Source organism: Azospirillum mesophilum, from assembly GCF_053470405.2.
The window spans coordinates 1-1,871 of sequence record NZ_JBPXMQ020000103.1 but is presented as its reverse complement, the minus strand read 5'-3'; the positions used below and the strand labels follow the sequence as shown (position 1 = coordinate 1,871).

The window sequence follows — 1,871 nt, the reverse complement described above, 5'->3', positions numbered from 1 at the left end:
CGAATGCCCGGTCCGAACGGCGTGCCCGGCGGCATGGCGGCGGGCGGCTCGGCCCGGTAGCGCCGCCCACACTGCCCGCAGCGGCCGCCGAACAGTTCGACCCGCGTCACCACCGGCCGGACCTCGGGCAGGTCGATGTGGTCATAGCGGTGCCGGCACCGCTGCGCCGCCGCCGACAGCGCCGCTTGGCAATGCGGACAGTTCTCGGCCAAGCAGCGCTCCGTGCGATCGGGATCGGGCGCGAGCGGCCGCGCGACGCCGGGACGCGACGGCCGCGCTTTGCGGTGCCGCTTCGTCTTGCGGGCTGTCGGTTTCGGGCTTTGATGGGAGTGCGAATGGCATGCTTATGAAGCGTTGGGGGCTGTAGCTGGAAACGACTGCTGTCTTTCCGTGAGACTAAATAGGGAATTTGGCTCATACTTAGGATGAATTCCGCCCAAGGAGGCGCTTCCGTCGCCATGGGCGTGTATACACACCAATTCCCGGCTGAGTAGCATCGTTACTCACCAACAGCACCATTGTAGTGTGTATCAATCGCGTTCCTTGGCGAATTCGCCCGGGAGGCAAGCCAGAATTGACCAGTTATTGGACGAGTCTGGGGAAAAATTGGAGGAGGGTCCCTCGTCTATTACCAGCAGCTAAAAGCAATGCTATCAAAGAGCCCGCGTTCGATATGAAATTCCTCCTTGACTTGGGTGGCGCCCGGCGGTGATCATTCAAGCTTCATCGACGAAATACACATAAACGACGCCCGTTCCATCATTCTCTTTATAGTAAAACAGCATAGGGACAGTTTCGACCATCTGTGACGGGTCGGGAGTTTGCAGAACACGTATTTTTTGCGGAAGCCGATCTCTTAGAATTCTAGGGAAATTGCCGGTGCTTATAGGTTGAGCATCCTTTGGCGTTCTGCCAAGGAATGTTTTAACCGCCTGAACGAGCCTATTAGTATTCGCAAATTTCTGCGATATTGAGTTGATAGACTTTTGCGCTAGAGGCATAATTTCGACGTGATATAGCTGGACCGGCATTGCTGTCAGCCTTTTTCCGTCGTAACCGCCCGACTAAAGCGCTTTATCGATTTCATGAGAGAGGAGGAATCAACCTCTTGCAGGGAAGGAAGCAGCGAGGAGTCCATATCTATCTCCTCTCCCATTTCATACACCTCCCATGTGAGGTTGTGGCTTTCTTTGCTAAGTTGTTTTGCAGTCTTGTCTTCGGCATATCTGATCCAAAAGTCTATTATTCGTATCTGCCGTTTAGAGAGCAGCCGATCGCTTGCTTCTTCAAGAGAAAGGAACATATATTGAATAAAAGGCCCATTTTCAGTTGTCCTTACCTTGATTTTTTTTTCAGATTCCAGTTCTTCCAGAGCTATATCAAGATATGGGGTTGCTGGCCCTTCCGGCATCTTAACATAGCTTGCGCCGGATATCGTTGTTCCAAGCTTAAGGTAAGCCACGCGATCAGCGTTCCACAATATCTTCTGCAGCTTTACCTTTCCAAGTTTTGCTGGGTAGTCCGAAAATGAATCGCATACGTAGTGCACGAGAGCCTTAAGTCTTGCCAAGTCTTGATGGTTGTTTCTTGAGCGGCTGGCTGATGGCATGAATGGCGGCCCATAAAAAAGAAGATGTGCTCTAATGGTATAATACTCATTCGGGCATGACGCGTCTATGCTAAAAGCACCCCGTGTGCGCCTCGGTCAAGCCACCCGGCTCTGCTACCAATCCCGGCCTAGTCAAGAGCCGGCGGCAGGGCACCAGTCAGAGACTGTTTGAAAAGGGTTGGCGCTGAGGTCGTGTTGTGATTCAAGCTTTGTATGTGGACCGAAGCGACGCGCGGCCGGATGGCCAAGATCGAGAAGAAGA

At 53.1% G+C, this 1,871-nt stretch carries 1 protein-coding gene and 1 pseudogene; both read right to left on the bottom strand.

The annotated features are described in order from the left end of the window. Positions 1-335 (bottom strand): annotated as a pseudogene (locus tag ACSVC7_RS32585) (IS66 family transposase); the annotation flags it as partial. Between the two features lie 701 nt (positions 336-1,036). After that, positions 1,037-1,609, bottom strand: a complete 573-nt coding sequence (locus ACSVC7_RS32580; RefSeq protein ID WP_448208753.1) for a Panacea domain-containing protein — start codon at positions 1,607-1,609, stop codon at positions 1,037-1,039. Between the last annotated feature and the right edge of the window lie 262 nt (positions 1,610-1,871).